The organism is Tenacibaculum piscium, from assembly GCF_021390715.1.
GTDB lineage: Bacteria > Bacteroidota > Bacteroidia > Flavobacteriales > Flavobacteriaceae > Polaribacter > Polaribacter piscius.
Window position 1 is genome coordinate 75,553 of record NZ_JAJGWT010000006.1, and the last position, 15,946, is coordinate 91,498.

Annotated in this window: 13 protein-coding genes; 11 read left to right on the forward strand and 2 right to left on the reverse strand. The window is 29.7% G+C overall.

The genetic code is table 11. The annotated features are described in order from the left end of the window. Positions 1-140: 140 nt before the first annotated feature. From L0U77_RS07605 to L0U77_RS07655, 11 genes are all read left to right on the forward strand, one after another. Positions 141-641, forward strand: coding sequence for a sigma-70 family RNA polymerase sigma factor (locus L0U77_RS07605; RefSeq protein ID WP_233897870.1), 501 nt, complete (start codon positions 141-143; stop codon positions 639-641). A 54-nt stretch (positions 642-695) separates the two neighbouring features. Continuing rightward, complete coding sequence (locus L0U77_RS07610) at positions 696-1,670, forward strand: FecR family protein (protein WP_233897869.1); 975 nt, start codon at positions 696-698, stop codon at positions 1,668-1,670. 153 nt (positions 1,671-1,823) lie between these two features. Then, complete coding sequence (locus tag L0U77_RS07615; RefSeq protein WP_233897868.1) at positions 1,824-4,559, forward strand: TonB-dependent receptor; 2,736 nt, start codon at positions 1,824-1,826, stop codon at positions 4,557-4,559. A gap of 4 nt (positions 4,560-4,563) precedes the next feature. Beyond that, positions 4,564-5,394, forward strand: coding sequence for a DUF4249 domain-containing protein (locus L0U77_RS07620; RefSeq protein WP_233897867.1), 831 nt, complete (start codon positions 4,564-4,566; stop codon positions 5,392-5,394). Positions 5,395-5,635: 241 nt separating this feature from the next. Further along, positions 5,636-6,604 (forward strand): M23 family metallopeptidase, encoded by a 969-nt coding sequence (locus tag L0U77_RS07625; RefSeq protein ID WP_101917715.1) that lies wholly within the window; start codon positions 5,636-5,638, stop codon positions 6,602-6,604. Between the two features lie 37 nt (positions 6,605-6,641). After that, complete coding sequence (locus L0U77_RS07630) at positions 6,642-6,971, forward strand: MerR family transcriptional regulator (protein ID WP_101917714.1); 330 nt, start codon at positions 6,642-6,644, stop codon at positions 6,969-6,971. Between the two features lie 43 nt (positions 6,972-7,014). Beyond that, positions 7,015-7,617, forward strand: a complete 603-nt coding sequence (locus L0U77_RS07635; protein WP_101917713.1) for a LemA family protein — start codon at positions 7,015-7,017, stop codon at positions 7,615-7,617. Between the two features lie 20 nt (positions 7,618-7,637). Continuing rightward, the gene (locus tag L0U77_RS07640) at positions 7,638-8,075 is read left to right on the forward strand and encodes a TPM domain-containing protein (protein ID WP_101917712.1); all 438 of its coding nucleotides are present in this window, start codon (positions 7,638-7,640) and stop codon (positions 8,073-8,075) included. Continuing rightward, complete coding sequence (locus tag L0U77_RS07645) at positions 8,044-8,889, forward strand: TPM domain-containing protein (RefSeq protein WP_394801450.1); 846 nt, start codon at positions 8,044-8,046, stop codon at positions 8,887-8,889. The genes L0U77_RS07640 and L0U77_RS07645 overlap by 32 nt, the downstream gene beginning before the upstream one ends. A gap of 115 nt (positions 8,890-9,004) precedes the next feature. After that, positions 9,005-10,708, forward strand: coding sequence for an alkaline phosphatase D family protein (locus tag L0U77_RS07650; RefSeq protein WP_233900971.1), 1,704 nt, complete (start codon positions 9,005-9,007; stop codon positions 10,706-10,708). 270 nt (positions 10,709-10,978) lie between these two features. Further along, on the forward strand, positions 10,979-11,827 hold the full coding sequence (locus L0U77_RS07655) for an NHL repeat-containing protein (RefSeq protein WP_233861056.1): 849 nt from the start codon (positions 10,979-10,981) through the stop codon (positions 11,825-11,827). Here L0U77_RS07655 and L0U77_RS07660 read toward each other — a convergent pair. Together L0U77_RS07660 and L0U77_RS07665 are read right to left on the reverse strand one after the other, a co-directional pair. Beyond that, positions 11,820-12,215 carry a DUF423 domain-containing protein gene (locus tag L0U77_RS07660; protein WP_101917709.1) on the reverse strand — a complete coding sequence of 132 codons (396 nt, stop codon included), beginning with the start codon at positions 12,213-12,215 and terminating at the stop codon, positions 11,820-11,822. The two genes, L0U77_RS07655 and L0U77_RS07660, sit on opposite strands and share 8 nt — an antisense overlap. A gap of 25 nt (positions 12,216-12,240) precedes the next feature. Further along, entirely contained in the window at positions 12,241-15,918 is a 3,678-nt protein-coding gene (locus L0U77_RS07665; RefSeq protein ID WP_338126517.1) for a metallophosphoesterase, read from the reverse strand. Between the last annotated feature and the right edge of the window lie 28 nt (positions 15,919-15,946).

A 15,946-nucleotide genomic window follows, 5' to 3' on the forward strand; every position in this document is an offset into this window, starting at 1 on the left:
TTACTTACTTGAAAAAGACAAAAATAAGATATTTAGTAGTATGAAAGCAAAATGTTTTTTTAATCAGCTTGAATAAAAATAAGATTAATTTAAGTTTATTTAAAAGAACATATTAAGTGAATTTTTAGCATTAAAAATTGATGAAATTAAAAGAAAAGGTAGATTTTTCAGCATTGTTTGATACACATTATGAAAAATTATATAACTACGCTATTAAAATAGTGAAAGATGAAAGTATATCGAATGATTTATTACAAGAGACTTTTATAAAGTTATGGGAAAATATCGATTCGATGAAAATAAATCATCGATCTATAGAATCTTTTTTGATTATAACGTTAAAAAATAAAATTATAGATCATTTTAGAAAAGAAAACGTAAAAAATAAACATTTAAATCTGTATGTTTTAAATAAAGATATTGAAGAAGAAATAAATAATGAATGGGATTTACTAAAAACAATAGAAGATATCTATACGTTACTTCCTCAAAAAACAATTGAAATTTTTAAGCTTTCAAGAGATAAAGGGCATACTTATGCTGAAATAGCATCTATCAAAAATATATCAATAAAAACTGTAGAAGCTCATATTTCAAAGGCTTTGCAAGTTTTTAAAAAAGAATTAGTAAATTTTTTATAAAAAAAATAGGGTACTTGTTGTTCAGAAACGTTTTATAATAAATCTCATATTATTATGAAGCGAGACAAAATTGAAGAAACAGACCTTTGGGCTTATGTATCAAACACAGCAAGTGTTGCTATTAAAGCTAAGGTTGAGCGATGGAAAAACTCAACAGAATATGATGAACAATTATTTGAGGAAATCAAAAAAATAAATCAAATTACTAAAGAAAATAGTAGTGTAGCTACACCTAATATAGAAAAGAATAAAACCAACTTTTTCAAAAAGATAGAAAGTAAGGAAAAGAAAAATAACTTTAAAAAGCTTTTCTTTAAATATGCTGCGGCAGCAATAATAGTATTAAGTACTTCTTTTTTCGCCTATTTTATAACACAATCTAAAGAAATATTTATAGCAACAACTTACGGAGAACAAAAGGAAGTAACGCTTTCAGATGGATCTGTTGTTTGGTTAAATGCTTCGAGTAAAATTTCATATAAAGAGAATTCTCCAAGAACGATTCGTTTAGAAGGGGAAGCTTTTTTTGAAGTCGCAAAAGATAAAAAACATCCGTTTACGGTAGAAACTCCAGATAATATTATAGTTAAAGCATTAGGAACTAGCTTTAATATTAAATCTTACAAAGAAAATAATTATTATGAAACAGTTTTATTTACAGGCAAAGTAGCAGTTAATGTTAAAGATTCTGAAAAAAATAAAATGATAATGTTACCTAATGATAAAATAAGAATTCTGAAGAAAAATAAACATGTTTTAAAATCTGTTATCAAAAATAAAATGAATACTATTTCTTGGAGAGAAGGTAAAATTCAATTTAAGAACAAAACATTTAAAGAAATAGCAACAGATTTTAAGAATCAGTATAATTTGAAGTTTCATTTTGAAAATGAAAAAATATCAAATGTAAAATTTACAGGAACTTTTGAAAAAACAATGTCTATAAGAGAAATTTTAGAAATATTAAAAATAACAAAACCTTTTGAGTATCATTTTAATACTCAAAAAAACACTTGGATTATCAAATAAAAAATAGGAGAACGGCAATTCTCCTATTTAAAAATGCTGATAAATTTAATTTTAATTGAACAAAACCATCTAACAACAGTCAAATCTATGAAAAACAAACAATTTATAACCTCATTGGGGTTAAAAAATGTATCCCAAAAACATGCGTTTTTAATGAAACTCACCTTATCAATTTTTTTATTTTGTTGCTTACAAATAGCAGCAACGAATACTTTTTCTCAAAAAAATGTAACACTAAACTATGAAAACACAACTTTAGAAGCTATTTTAAATCAAATAGAAAAACAAACTAATTATAACTTTGTTTTTAATAATGATGAAGTTAATATTCAACAAAAATTTACGATTAATGTAGTTAATAAAGAGCTTAATAAAGCTATAAAACTATTGTTTAGAAATACAGCAATAAAACATCAGGTAAAAAATGAATTGATAATTTTATCTAAAGATAAAGAAACTTATCAAAAGAATATTTTAAAAAAACAGCAACAAAAATATACTATTAGTGGAACCGTAAAAGATGCTACAACTGGTGAAACATTATTAGGCGCAAATGTTGTAATAAAGGATGCTTTAAAAGGAACTATAACCAATGAATATGGTTTTTATTCGATGACCATTTTAAAAGGTATTTATGTTTTAGAGATTTCTTATGTTGGGTACAAAAGCAAAGAAATTAAGATAAACTTAAATAGTGATATTAAGAAGAACTTTGAATTAACTTTAAGTGAAAATGCCTTAGAAGAAGTTGTTGTAAAATCAACGAATACTAGTAAAAGTCAACTAAAAACAATTTTAACGGGCGTTTCTAGTTTGAAAGCTTCTGAAATAAAAAAGCTTCCTGCATTTTTTGGTGAACCAGATATTACAAGAGCAATTTTAACACAACCTGGAGTTAGTTCGGTAGGAGAAGGCGCTAGTGGATTTAATGTTAGAGGAGGTAATATTGATCAGAATTTATTATTATTAGATGAAGCACCATTATATAATTCATCTCATTTATGGGGACTTTTTTCGGCAATTAATGCCGATGCGTTAAAAGATATAAAATTTTACAAAGGAGGTATTCCAGCACGTTTTGGAGGTAGAGCTTCTTCGGTATTAGATATGAGACAGAAAGAAGGTAGTTCTAAAATTTTTAAAGCAGAAGGAGGCGTTGGTTTGTTATTTTCAAGATTAACCCTAGAAGGACCGATAAAAAAAGATAAACTTAGTTTTTTAGTGTCAGGGCGTAGAACTTATTTTGATTTGTTTTTTCCATTAGCAGGAGAAGACCTGAAAAAACAAAAAATGTATTTTTATGATTTAAATACAAAATTAGCGTGGAATATAAATGATAATAATAAATTGTTTTTATCAGGATATTTCGGTCAAGATGTAATGAAGTTTAAAGCTGAAGAAGAACTTGTATATGATGAAAAAACAAAAGAAAATAAAAAAGAACCTGGAGGGAAAATAGACTTCTTATGGAATAATGCCACTACAAGTTTACGTTGGAATCATATATTTTCGAATAAACTGTTCATGAATGTATCAACGATTTATAGTTCTTATAAATATTCCTTAGCTGCTGAAAATGATGGTCCTTCACAAACAGATTCAGGAAGTGCATTTGAATGGACATCATCGGTTGAAAATTATATTTTTAAACCAGATTTTACCTATTATTTGAATCCAGAAACAAAGATGAGGTTTGGAATACACGGAACGTATTATAGATTCACACCAGCAAAGATTACAAGTACTGAACAAGGAATAAGTAATATAGATTTTTCTGTAGAAAAAGGCTTGGAAATAGCACCGTATTATGAACTAGAAAAAAAATGGAATAAGTTATCTCTAAATTTAGGAGCGCGTTATGCTATCTTTAGAAATATTGGACCCTATGAAGTTGCTTCTTATGCTTCAGGATTTCCGAAAACACCAAGTACAATAACAGCACAGGTAAAGTATAAAAATGGAAAAACAATAAAAGAATATGCTGGTTTTGAACCGCGTTTGTCTTTGAAATATGATATTGATAATCGAAAATCATTAAAAATTGGGTACAATAAAATGTATCAATATATACATTTAATGAGTAATAGTAGCGCTGCATTACCTTTTGATATTTGGAAACTTTCAGGAAAACATGTAAAGCCATTAGCGGTAAATCAATATTCTTTTGGGTTTGCATTTGACAATCAAAATAGAACCTATAATTTTTCGGTAGAAGGCTATTATAAAGATTTTAAAAATTTAGTAGAATATGTAAATAATGCCGATTTATTTATCAATAAAAATATTGAAACACAATTGCTTCCTGCTAATGGATATGCTTATGGAACAGAGTTTGCCGTTTATAAAACAAAAGGAAAATTAACAGGTAATTTAAATTATACGTACTCGGTTTCTAAAAGAAAAACTGTTAGTGAGTTTTCATCAGAAAATATAAATAATGGCGAATATTTTTCATCAAATTATGATAAGCCTCACATATTTAATGCAACTGCCAATTATAAATTTAGTGATAAATGGACGCTGGGAACTTTTTTTACTTTCCAATCAGGAAGACCAACTACATTAATAACAGGAAGAGGTGTTTATGGTGAAAATCAAGATAAATCTATTTTTACCTATTCTGATAGAAATGCATACCGAATGAAAAATACACATCGATTAGATGTTTCATTAACATATACACCAGAATCTAGTTTATATTCAAAATGGAAAGGGAGTTGGAGTTTTGGAGTTTATAATATTTATGGAAGAAAAAATGCTTTTTCTAATTATTATACTTTTTCTAATAAAGAAAATCAAAATACAGGAATTTCTAAAACATTAAACAAGAAACAGTTTTCGCTGTTTGGAGCTCCAATACCATTTATTACGTATAATTTTAAATTTTAAAAAAATGAAATTACTATATATATTATTCATACTTATCATAAATATGGTTGCTTTTTTAAGTTGTTCACAAACCATTCCATTAGATGATATACACGAACCTAACATAATAATAAAAGGAGGAATAACAAAAAATAATGTTGTTTATGTTGATATACAAGAAACTGTTCCTGTAGATGTAATAACGAAAAAATCAATTAATACAGCAAAAGTTTCTTTGTATGCTAAAGGAGAAAATAGTTTAGATACAAAAATTGCTGATTTATCAATTTTAGATGAAAGAGACGGAATATATGTTATAGAAAATCAATTTAATCCGATAGTAAATAATTATTATTGGATAAAAATAATCTTAGAAGATGGAACTGTTTTAGAATCATATCCTGAAGTATTTAAAGAGAAAGTTGAGGTGAAAAGTATCACTATAAATAATGAAAATACACGCGTAACTTTTAAGGATTCTTCAACAGATCAAAAAGATTTTTATTTGATAGTCTATCGATTATATAATGAACAAGGAGATTTTATTTTTACTGATTTTTTTGTTCAAAATGATATTCTTTTTGAAGAAGACCAAGATCCTTTTTCTGAGATAGAGGATACTGCAAAAAGTATAGAAGTTGAAATTTCAAACATTGGTTATAATAATTATAACTTCTTCAAAAATTATTTATCTCAGGTAGAAGCACAAGATGTTGAAGGTGGTGATTTCTTTTCACAATTATTCTCTGGTCCACCAGCGAATTTAGAAGGAAATATTATAAATAAAACCACAGGGAAAAAGGCATTAGGTTTTTTCGGTTTGTTCAATCCAACCATTAAAAAACAAGATTTTTAGTTTTTTATAAAAAAATAATTAAATAAAAATAAAAAGGAGCGTTTTAAAAAAACGTTCCTTTTTTTGATTAGACTTTTTGTTAAATTATCATTAAAAAACAACTAATTAAAAGTAGTTTTAAAACATTTTGTAAATTTGTGTGTTTACAAACAATACTTTATCAATCAAAATGTAAATAAAGTAATGAATAAAGTAGTTTGTTTAAAAGAACAAAACAGTACATTTAGTAGTATATAGCACTATGGCGAAAGTAAAATATTATTACGACCCTGATACCTTGTCGTATCGAAAAATAGAGTCGAAGAAAAGTGAAAAATATAAAAATTCTTTTTTAGGAATTATAGGAGTATTATTAATTGCCTTTTTTGGATTTATTGGTTTTAGTCAATTTTTGATGTCGCCTAATGAAAGGGCTCAGAAAAGAGAACTTGAAAATTTCAAATTGCATACAGAATTAATGTCAAAAGAATTAGGAATGTTATCGGAAAGATTGACGGAACTACAAAAACGAGACGACAATATTTATAGAACCTATTTTGAAGCAAGTCCAATCCCTGATGAACAACGCAAAGCAGGTTTTGGTGGAGTAAACCGATACAAACACTTAGAAGGCTTTAAAAATAGCGCCATGATTACTAACGTAACGAAACAGATAGAAATGTTGTCGAAACAAATGGTCGTGCAATCGAAATCATTAGATGAAATTGTAGGATTAGCCAAAGAAAAAGAAAAAATGCTAGCTTCTATACCTGCAATTCAACCTGTAAAAAATCAAGATTTAAAAAGAATGGCATCTGGTTATGGAATGCGATTGCATCCTATTTTAAAATCGTGGAGAATGCATAATGGTATGGATTTTACCGCACCAACAGGTACGCCTATTTTTGCATCAGGAAATGGAAAGATAAAAAAAGCACATCGTAGTGCCTCTTTTGGAAATGTTGTATATATCGATCATGGCTACGGATATGAAACTATTTACGCACACATGAGTAAAATTGCAACCCGAGAAGGAAAACAGGTGAAACGTGGCGATTTAATAGGATATGTAGGGAATACAGGACGTTCTGCTGCACCACATTTACATTATGAAGTACATAAAAATGGCAGACCTGTAAATCCTATTTATTATTATTATGGCGATTTAAGCCCTGAAGAATTTATAGCAATGCAAAAAGCATCACAACAAAAAGGACAATCATACGATTAAAAATAGTTCAAAATAATTAAGATAAAATATGCAATGAATGTATGTAGAATTTCCCGAAAAAAGATATTATAAAATAGGAGAAGTTTCTAAAGCATTTGGGGTAAATGTATCCTTAATTCGGTTTTGGGAACAAGAATTTGAGGTTATCAAACCTAAAAAAAATGCTAAAGGAAATAGACTATTTACCAAAGAGGATATCGAAAACTTTAAATTGATATACAATTTAGTAAAAGAAAGAGGATTTACATTAGAAGGTGCCAAAAAAAAACTAAAGAGAAATCCTGAAGATGTAATTCGAAATCATGAAATTATTAGTAAATTAGAAGCCGTAAAAGCCGTTTTACTAAACATAAAAAATCAACTATAAAATTAATTATCTAAATAATTTAAAATAAAGTAAAAATCAAAACATGAAAAAATTTATACCTATAATTATAATCGTTTTAATTGCTTTCTCAATATATAAATGGGCAGTAGGATTTCAAAATACCGCCGTAGAATATCAAGAAAATGCAAAAACAGCATGGTCAAATGTAGAAAGCTCGTATCAACGAAGAAATGATTTAATCGGAAACTTAGTAAAAACAGTACAAGGAGCTGCCGATTTTGAAAAAAGTACCTTAATCGGAGTTATTGAAGCTAGAGCTAAAGCAACTTCTGTAAATATCAACGCAGGAGATTTAACGCCTGAAAACATGGCGCAATTTCAAAAAGCACAAGCAGGATTAAGTGGTGCTTTATCTAAATTATTAGTGTCTGTAGAGCGCTATCCTGATATCAAAGCAAATAAAAATTTCTTAGAATTACAAAGCCAATTAGAAGGAACTGAAAATAGAATTAATGTCGCTCGTGATCGTTTTAATGAAAGCGTAAATATCTACAATAAATTGATTAAGAAATTTCCGAGTTCTTTATTAGCTGGTATTTTTAATTTTGATGAAATGAATCGTTATAAATCGGATGCAGGTTCTGAAAATGCACCAAATATCAATTTTGATTTCAATAAAAAATAAGATATCTAAAATATAAAAACATGTCTAAAGTAGAAGATTTTTTGACACTTCAAGAAGAACAAGAAATTATTGCTGCTATTCAAATTGCAGAGAAAAATACTTCTGGTGAAATTCGAGTTCATATCGAAGCATCTGCTAATAAAGATGCTTTTCAGCGTGCATTAGAAGTATTTGAACTGCTCAAAATGTTTGATACCAAAGCCCAAAATGCTGTGTTATTTTACGTGGCGGTAAATGATAAAAAATTTGTGGTTTATGGCGATAAAGGAATCGATAAAGTAGTGCCTGAAAACTTTTGGGATACTACAAAAAATACTATGAAAGCACATTTTATAAAAGGAGCTTTTAAGCAAGGAATTGTTGCTGGTATTTTAACCGCAGGAGAAGAATTAAAAGTTCATTTTCCTTGGCAAACTGATGATGAAAATGAATTATCTAACGAAATATCTAAAGGATAAAAAAAGTTTGAAGAACACGACACGTATTTTATTTTTTATTCTTGGACTCTTTTTTATTCAAGCAACATTTTCTCAAGGATTTAAAATCCCTGAAAAACCGAAATTTGAAACAAGTGTTTACGATTATATTGGCTTACTTTCTGCAGAACAAAAATCTCGCTTAGAAGATAAGTTAATTCAATATTCTGATACTACATCAACACAAATAGTTATTGCTATTATCAATTCTACCCAAGGAGAGAATATTAATTATTTAACTGCAAATTGGGGCGAGAAATGGGGAATTGGACAGGCAAAAGAAGATAATGGTGTCTTAATTTTATTAGCACAACAAGACCGTAAAATATCGATTCAAGCAGGAAAAGGAACAGAACATTTATTAACCGATTTTGCTTCTAAAAGAATTATTGAAAGAGCAATTATTCCCGAATTTAAACGCGGCGATTATTATGCAGGTTTAGATAGGGGAGCGGATGCTGTTTTTAAAACCTTACAAGGAGAATATTCAGGAACTCGTAAAAAATCCGACCAATTTGATCCAAGTTTTATCATCTTTATCATTATTCTTGTGGTGTTTTTTATCATCATCTCAAGAGGAAATAAAAATAGTGGCGGTCGTGATGGGAACGATAATGGTTCGAATAAAAGAAATATTGCAGGTAGTATTTTGGAAACCATTATTTTAAGCAGTGCAGGTCGTGGTGGTTTTGGCGGTGGCGGAAGCTTTGGAGGAGGTTCTTCTGGAGGCGGAGGTTTCGGTGGAGGCTTTGGCGGTGGTAGCTTTGGTGGTGGTGGTGCATCAGGAGATTGGTAAATTAAACTTTTTAGCATAATATTCACCTAACAATTTAAACAACTACATCTTTTACTTTTGCTTGATAACAAAACAAATTAATAAAAATTAATTAAAGTAAAAATTAACGTAAAAGATGGCAACAAATATTAAAAGGAGAAATTTTTTAAAAAATACTCTTTTAGCAAGTGGAGGAATACTTTTGGCAACCAATTTTATCAGTTGTAATGATGATGACGAAATAACAAATCCTATTCCTGATAATTTATCCGAAGAAAATTTTAAAGAAGGTGTCGCAAGTTTTGATCCTACAAATTCTCAAGTAATTATCTGGACACGATATACAACCGATAAATCTTCCGTAGCAATCACTTGGCAAGTAGCAACAGATATCAAATTTAAAAATATTGTACGTCAATCCGAAGTAATTACAGATGCTTCTAGAGATTATACAATCGCTATCGAAGTAAAAGAATTAGCCGAAAATCAAAAATTATATTACCGTTTTATCAATATAAAAGATAAAACAACTTCTGTAATCGGTGAAACATTAACTTTCGGAACGAAAACTTCTGATGTGAAATTAGCCGTAACTTCTTGTGCAAATTATGCCTACGGATATTTTAATGTCTATGAAGCAATTAACAAATCGGAGGCTGAAGTTGTCGTGCATTTAGGCGATTATATCTACGAATATGGCGAAAATACGTACGGCTCATTTAGAATGCCAAATCCAAAAGGTGAAATAATTTCTTTAGATGATTATAGAACTCGTTATCGCCAATATCGTTCGGATAATAAATTAAAAGAGTTGCATCAAAAGAAACCATTTATTTGTATTTGGGACGATCACGAAGTTGCAAACGATTCGTATAAAGATGGTGCTGAAAATCATCAAGAAAACGAAGGAAGTTACACCGTTCGAAAAAATAGTGCGTTACAAGCATACAGCGAATATTTACCAAATACGACTAATATTGTTGATAATGCTATCATTTATAGAAATCTGAAAATAGGAAATTTAGCCGATTTAATTTTATTAGATACTCGAATTATAGGACGAGAAAAGCAGTTAAATTATGCAGATTTCTACACTTCAAAAGGAGAATTTGATATTCCTAGTTTTCAAAAAGAATGGCTGAATCCAAATAGAACGATGTTAGGAACTACGCAAAAAACATGGGTTACGAATCAAATAAAAACATCAAATGCGAGTTGGCAAATTATTGGGCAACAAGTTTTGATGGGGAAAATGTTAATGCCCGCAGAATTATTACCGATTTTAGCACGTGTTTCGGCAGAAGCTGAAACGAAAGGTGGCGCATCGGCGGAAACTTTTGGTGCTTTTCAAAAAGCAATTACCGAATTGGTTATTATCAAAACAAGATTTTTGAAAAAAGATCCAAGTTTAACGCCTCAAGAAATAGCCAGAATAAAAACCGTTTTACCATACAATTTAGATGCTTGGGACGGTTATTTTATGGAAAGAGAAGCACTTTTAGCAAGTTTCAAAAACAAAAAAGTAGTTGTTTTAGCAGGTGATACGCATAATGCTTGGCAAAGTGATTTAACCAATGCAAATGGAGATAAAGTAGGTGTAGAATTAGCGACAAGTTCAGTATCATCACCAGGATTAGAAAAATATTTAGGCGAAGGAGCATTACAACTCGAAAAAGCATTACAACTTTTAGTCGATGATTTAAAGTATAGCGATTTCTCACAAAGAGGTTTTATGGAATTACATATAAATCAAGCATCGGTAGTTTCGAATTGGAAATATGTAAGTACTGTAATTAGCGAAACTTATACCACAAAAACAGGACACAGTGTAACGGTTTAAAATCAGTCTATTAAATATCAAAAATATTAAAATCATATAAAATAGTTCCTTGAAATTTATTTTGAGGAACTCTTTTATTTTAAATATTTTTTGGAGCTATTTCCCGCTTTCCGCACTCGCTCTTTTTTTGAAAAAAATCAAAAAAAGGAGCTCAAACAAAGCTTCAATCGGGGCTAGGGGTATTTGCAAATTATTGAAATTATGTAAAAAAACAAGTTACTTCTCTAAAAAATAAAATCGTATCATTGTGTTTAATAACAGTGTGTTTTTATGAAAAAATTAATAGGATGTCTTCTTTTTATTTTACTAAGTAACTGTAAAAATTATGGCGAATTAAAGCTTCAATATAATTTACCTAAAAAATTAGCAGAAGTTTCAGGAATCGAAAAAATAAACAATAGTAATTTACTTTGGATGCATAATGATAGTGGTAATAAAGCCGTTATTTATGGTGTTGATTCAAAAGGAAAAATCATCAGAGAAATCGCTATCAATGCCAAAAATAATGATTGGGAAGATATGACATCCGATGAAAAAGGAAACTTATATATTGCCGATTTTGGAAATAATGATAACACTCGGAAAAATTTAAAAATACTTAAAATTAAGCATCAAGATTTAGTAGAAAAAGAAGCTGTTGATGTCGATAAAATTAAGTTTTCGTATGCTTCTCAAACAAAATTTCCTCCTAAAAAGAAACATCGTTTTTTTGATGCTGAAAGCTTATTATATAATGACGGATTTTTATATTTTTTCACCAAAAGTAGGGTTAAAAATAACTACGGAAAAACAACTTTGTATAAAATTCCTGCCCAAAAAGGAACACATATAGCACAGCGTATTTCAAGTTTTGAAACTTGTAATGATTTATCTTGTTCGATAACTGCTAGTGCGATTGCTCCTAATGGAAAAAAAGTGGCGTTATTAAATCATCAATCGGTTTTTATTTTTAGTGATTTTAAAAAAGATGATTTCTTTTCAGGAAAAATTCAGGAATTTCCCTTAGGTTTTGTTTCGCAAAAAGAAAGCATCACTTTTAAAGATCATAATACGTTGTATATTGCTGATGAAAAAGCACATGGAAAAGGTGGGAAATTATATGAGTTTTCGCTTAAATAAATGCAACTAAAAGCAGTATCCAGCCGATAACTAATAACAAACCGCCAAGAGGTGTAATTGGTCCTAAAAATGACATTTTTTTTCCTTTGGCATCGGATAAAACTAATCCGTAAATACTAAATGAAAAAAGAAAAGTTCCGATAATAAAAGCAAAACTCATCAAGGTATTTGCTGTTGAATTTAATATTGAATTTGACGTTGAAAAATAATTCCCTATAAACAATAAAACAAGGGCGTGATACATTTGATATTTTACGCCTGTTTCAAACGATTTTAATTGTTCTTCGGATAAAATTTTCTTTAAAGCGTGTGCGCCAAAAGCTCCAAAAATTACGGCTAATCCGCCAAATAAAGCGCCTGATATTACTACTATTTGTTGTGTTATCATTTTAAAAAATTAAGAGAATAAAATATTAAAAATTAAAGCCCATTGCAAAAGACCATTGCAAACCATCTTGGCTATGAAATGTAGCTATATTTGCGGTCATCATGTTTGTCATATTAAAGAAAATTCCGCCACCGATCGAGGTTTTTATATCCTGTAAAGTAAGCTCATTAAGCCATACTTTTCCATAATCAAAACCAGCATAAATACCAAGATGTAAAGGTAGTATACTTGTCTTTAATTTCTTTATGTTTACTCGAATATCGGTACTATGATATGCCGAATTTTTACTTGTAAATCGTTCGTTTCTGTATCCTCGTAATCCGTTATTTGCTCCTAGATTTGCTCCTTGATAAAAGGCAAAAGTATCCCCAAAAATAAAATGACTTTTCACTTTGGTTGCCAATACTACTTGACCGCTCGGAATTAGTTTATAATCAAAAGAAATCGCAGGAATTAGATAACTAAAATTATTGTTCTCATTTATAGTATTCAGATTTGCTGTATAACCAATTCGAAATAACATTTTCATTCCCATGGTTGTAAAAGCTTTGTTATCCGTGTTTTCAAATTCGTAACTGGCTTCGGCATTCACAAAGTCTTGACGCTTAAAAGTAACTGATTCTAAAGGTGTTGTAATAAAACGATGGTTTGTTTTATCGATTTTAAAGGATTGAAAATTAATGCCTAATTTTACTTCGGCTTCTAAATCGCCTTTCCAATGTAGGGCAGTTCCTGTTATAAATTTCTTTATTTTTACTCGATTATAATTTTTATCTTTAAGGTTATTTGCTTCTAAATTGATGGAATTATTCCCAAATCCGAAGAAATTAATAGCATAATTTGGGCTTGTATATAAGGCGTTTACACTTACATTCCAATTGCCAATAACATTGGCAAATTCGCTGGAATAGTTTAGTTCAAAACCATCAGTAGCAAAATAATAAGCACCTGAAATTTTATGTTGTGAGGTAAACGGATTTCGTTCAAAACCGTTGATAGTATACGTATTTGAAAAGCCTATTTTTACACGGTCATCAGGGTTCATTCCGATAACGGGTTTGAGAACATTTGCGTTATTTTTCAGCTTTTTATAATTGTACGTATTTGTTTGATAATCGTCCGTTAATTTTTTGTGAATATTTGTACTATTCTTGGTCGTAAAGGTATTTTTGGTTGATTTATGATCGTATATTGTAACTTTTTTAGTGTTTAAAATCGTGTATTTATCGTTGTTTTGTCCTCCGATAATTCGCAGTTTAATCAAATGATTTCCGGTACCTTTTACCATAAAAACATCATCATCTGCCAAGCCATAAATCCATAATTCTTTTGTTTGTTTTTTATCATAAATTCTTTGATGAAAAATCGTTGCTTTTTTTCCTTTTTTGATGCGATACGCTGTTACTTTGGTGCGTCCGTTTGGCAATCGAATGATATCAAACCAATCGTCTTTTACAGTTCCTTTAATTACTTGAAATTTATTGATATGTTTAAAATAAGCATCGGATATTTTCTGCAAATTTTTTCTTCTTCCAATTAGTTTTCGTTTGATTTCTTGGGTATTTTTTCCTTGAATTTCTTTTGGGAAATTTTCAAAAGCGTTGTCGATAATTTCATCGGTAATATTATTGGTAATATGTTTTACTTGTGCGTCCCAAATGCTTTTATCAGATTTATTAATTAGTGCCATATCCAACGGATATGGTTCTAAATTAAACCATTTTGGGCTTTTTAAGGTTTCTTTATAGGGTTTCATTAATCGCAAAGCGGGAATAATTCTAGTAGCGATATTTAACAAAAATCCATCACCCATAATTGAAAAAGCCTGGTCTCTATCTCTTGGAACGGGGCGATAAATAGTACGTTTATTTTCTTTGAAAACAGCCCATCGCCATTGATCTTCATGTCTATCCCAATCACCGATTAGCATGTCAAATAAACGTGCTTTTATGTAAGCAGATTCGTCTAATTGATGTTTTTCATTTTTTGATAGATTGCTTAATAAATCATCGGTACTAATTATTTCATTTGAAAATCCAAAGCTACTTTTATCCTGATGTCCTGAAGAAGCTCGTTCTTCAATCATGTATAATTCATTGCCGAAATCGGCATTAAAAGCACCCAAGACATGTTGTTTTGGAACGTAATATAAAACAGGATTTGCGTGATAAATTCCCACGGCATCGCTTAAAGTTCCGATAACAAATGGGGCGTAAGGATGCGCACCTGTAAAGGCATCGAGCAGTAAATTCTCGGTGTAGGTATCGTTAAATTGTCCATCTAAATAATAGTCTTTAAAGGCAACGGCTTGTAAGTATTGCACGGCATTTTTTCGCAAAGCACGCATTACATATTCTCGTCCTTTTTTATCTTTTAATCGCAATGATTTTGATTGATTTCCACCTCCTTTTCGAACGGGTTTTAATCCGCCAAAAAGCGTGTCTAAATTTACGGTAGGTGCGGTTATTTTTGTGCCAAAATCTTTTCGATAACGTTTTCCCCAAAAATATTCAAATACTTTTGTTTTTTCAACTTCCTTATCGGTGTAAATACTTGCTTTTTTTTGAGTGATATTTCGATGCGGATACGTAGTAAAATTCTTTTTTTTATCCGCAGGAAAAATAGCTGTTTGATATACTTTTTTAGCTTCTTTTTCTGAATAAAAATGAACTTCTGAACTTCCATCAGTATAAATATTTAATTGTGCAAAACCTTGACTTGCATAGGTAAATTTTGCTCCACCTGCCAATTTGGTTGGTGTAGTTTTAGAACCTGAACCACTAATAATTTGAACAATATTATTTTGTTCAATATATTGTAAACTGTGTTCATGCCCAGAGATAAAAATGGTTTTTTCATTTTCTTGAGCCAGTGTTACCAGATGCTTTTTAAGTTCATTATATTTTTTATTTTGCAAATCGGTATTGGTAATTCCTGTTGTTTTTCGTAGGATATTTTTTAATGTTCCTAAAACAGGAAGTGGACTCAAATGACTTTTAAAAGAATAATAACCACCATGAGAACCGTTGGTAAATAACGGGTGATGTATGGCAATTAGGGTTGTTTTTCCGTTGGATTTTTTGAGCAAACTTTTAAATTCTTCTAAAAATTTTGCTCTTGTTTTGATGTTGCAATTATCATTTATTTTAGGATGTTTATTCCAATTTGTTACATACCAATGCGAATCAACAATAATTAAAACAACTTTTTTACTGATAGTTACTTTTTTTAAAGGACAGCCATTCTCGGGGAGAAAAGTGTTTTTTCCTAAGGCTTTTTCGACTAATTTTTCTTCTCTTTTTAAGCCTTCTAAACCGTTGTACCAATCATGATTTCCTGGGATAAAAATAGTATTACCTGCAAATTTTTCAGCAATATCGGTTTGTACTTTAATTCGATGTTTTGCTAACGGATATTTTTTAGAATTTTCGGGAGGAATACCAGTTTCATAGACATTATCACCTAAAAAAAGCAAGGTTGAATTTTTAGGAGCTGTGCGAATATGTTTATTTAAATATTTTAATGCAGGCGATATTTTTCCTAAATCAGAATTTCCAGCATCGCCAATTAAATAAAAAGTATGGGCTATTTTTTTATCAGAATTTGGGTTGTTTTTTTCTTTTGCAAGATTTTTTACGGTATTTTTATCGGCATATTGAGCTTTGTACGTTGCACAATTATTGAACAGCGTACTTATAATCACCAGAAAAAAGAATACTAAATATCTAAAA

Bases quoted from the DNA above. Each gene is read 5' to 3' on its own strand.
- L0U77_RS07605 (WP_233897870.1), top strand. From the start codon at position 141: ATGAAATTAAAAGAAAAGGTAGATTTTTCAGCATTGTTTGATACACAT.
- L0U77_RS07610 (WP_233897869.1), top strand. From the start codon at position 696: ATGAAGCGAGACAAAATTGAAGAAACAGACCTTTGGGCTTATGTATCA.
- L0U77_RS07615 (WP_233897868.1), top strand. From the start codon at position 1,824: ATGAAACTCACCTTATCAATTTTTTTATTTTGTTGCTTACAAATAGCA.
- L0U77_RS07620 (WP_233897867.1), top strand. From the start codon at position 4,564: ATGAAATTACTATATATATTATTCATACTTATCATAAATATGGTTGCT.
- L0U77_RS07625 (WP_101917715.1), top strand. From the start codon at position 5,636: ATGGCGAAAGTAAAATATTATTACGACCCTGATACCTTGTCGTATCGA.
- L0U77_RS07630 (WP_101917714.1), top strand. From the start codon at position 6,642: ATGTATGTAGAATTTCCCGAAAAAAGATATTATAAAATAGGAGAAGTT.
- L0U77_RS07635 (WP_101917713.1), top strand. From the start codon at position 7,015: ATGAAAAAATTTATACCTATAATTATAATCGTTTTAATTGCTTTCTCA.
- L0U77_RS07640 (WP_101917712.1), top strand. From the start codon at position 7,638: ATGTCTAAAGTAGAAGATTTTTTGACACTTCAAGAAGAACAAGAAATT.
- L0U77_RS07645 (WP_394801450.1), top strand. From the start codon at position 8,044: ATGAATTATCTAACGAAATATCTAAAGGATAAAAAAAGTTTGAAGAAC.
- L0U77_RS07650 (WP_233900971.1), top strand. From the start codon at position 9,005: ATGGCAACAAATATTAAAAGGAGAAATTTTTTAAAAAATACTCTTTTA.
- L0U77_RS07655 (WP_233861056.1), top strand. From the start codon at position 10,979: ATGAAAAAATTAATAGGATGTCTTCTTTTTATTTTACTAAGTAACTGT.
- L0U77_RS07660 (WP_101917709.1), bottom strand. From the start codon at position 12,215: ATGATAACACAACAAATAGTAGTAATATCAGGCGCTTTATTTGGCGGA.